The organism is Massilia polaris, from assembly GCF_012927275.1.
In the GTDB taxonomy this organism is placed as follows: domain Bacteria; phylum Pseudomonadota; class Gammaproteobacteria; order Burkholderiales; family Burkholderiaceae_D; genus Telluria_A; species Telluria_A polaris.
Genome location: NZ_JABBGG010000029.1, coordinates 1 through 1,194 on the forward strand (window position 1 = coordinate 1; position 1,194 = coordinate 1,194).

At 57.7% G+C, this 1,194-nt stretch carries 1 protein-coding gene; it reads left to right on the forward strand.

Features of this window, described 5'->3' with window-relative positions; all coding sequences use genetic code 11:
• The first annotated feature begins 67 nt into the window (after positions 1-67).
• Positions 68-1,155 (forward strand): IS3 family transposase gene (locus HHL21_RS21320; protein WP_169469680.1). Its coding sequence is split into 2 segments (ribosomal slippage): positions 68-320 and positions 320-1,155, totalling 1,089 coding nucleotides; the frame shifts between segments, so codons are not numbered across the junction.
• Positions 1,156-1,194 lie beyond the last annotated feature (39 nt).

Here is a 1,194-nt window from a genome sequence, read left to right on the forward strand (position 1 = left end):
GGTAATCCCCCCGCAAAAAGAGCGTGTTTAGAAGTAGAATTTTCTACTTACGAACAGAAAGCTCTACATGAAGACGTCCCGCTTTACCGACAGCCAAATCATCGCCATCCTCAAGCAGGCCGAAGCCGGCAGTCCGGTTCCCGAGCTGTGCCGCGAGCACGGCATCAGTAATGCCACGTTCTACAAGTGGCGCGCCAAGTACGGCGGCATGGACGCGTCGTTGATGGCCCGCATGAAGGAACTCGAGGACGAGAACCGGCGCTTGAAGAAAATGTATGCCGAGGAACGGCTCAAGGCCGAGATTGTCGCGGAGGCTCTCACAAAAAAGTGGTAGCGCCATCTCAGCGGCGGGAGATGGCGCAGTGGGCCGTAGCGCAGCGGTCAGCCACGATTGGCCTGGCATGTCAGGCATTTGGCATCAGCCAGACCTGCTACCGCTACAAGGCCAGGCTGGATGCGGAGAACGGCGTCATCGCCGACTGGCTGGTACGGCTAACGAACAACCAGCGCAACTGGGGCTTTGGGCTGTGCTTCCTGTACCTGCGCAACGTAAAGGGCTTCAAATGGAACCACAAGCGTGTCTACAGGATCTACCGCGAGCTCGAGCTGAACCTGCGGATCAAGCCGCGCCATCGCCTGGTGCGAGAGAAGCCGCTGCCGCTGGCGGTGCCGACCGCGATCAACCAGTGCTGGTCGATGGACTTCATGCATGACCAGCTTGCCGATGGGCGTAGCATCAGGCTGTTCAATGTCATCGACGACTACAACCGCGAGGGCCTCGGTATCGAAGTCGATTTCTCGCTGCCGTCCGAACGTGTAATTCGCTCGCTCGACCGGATCATCGAATGGCGCGGTAAACCGGATGCCATTCGATGCGACAACGGCCCCGAATACATTAGCGCGGTAACGCTGGCCTGGGCTGCCAGGCATGGGATCCGAATCGATTTCATCCAGCCTGGCCAGCCGCAGCAAAACGCTTACGTCGAGCGATATAACAGGACCGTTCGCTATGACTGGCTCGCCCATCACCTGTTTGAGACGCTCGACGAAATCCAGGAATTTGCCACCAACTGGCTGTGGACCTACAATCACGACCGGCCCAACATGGCACTCGGCGGTATTACGCCAAAACAGAAATTGGCACTTGCCGCTTAACCTCTACTTTTAGCGTGCTCTAAAAATGGGGGGATTACC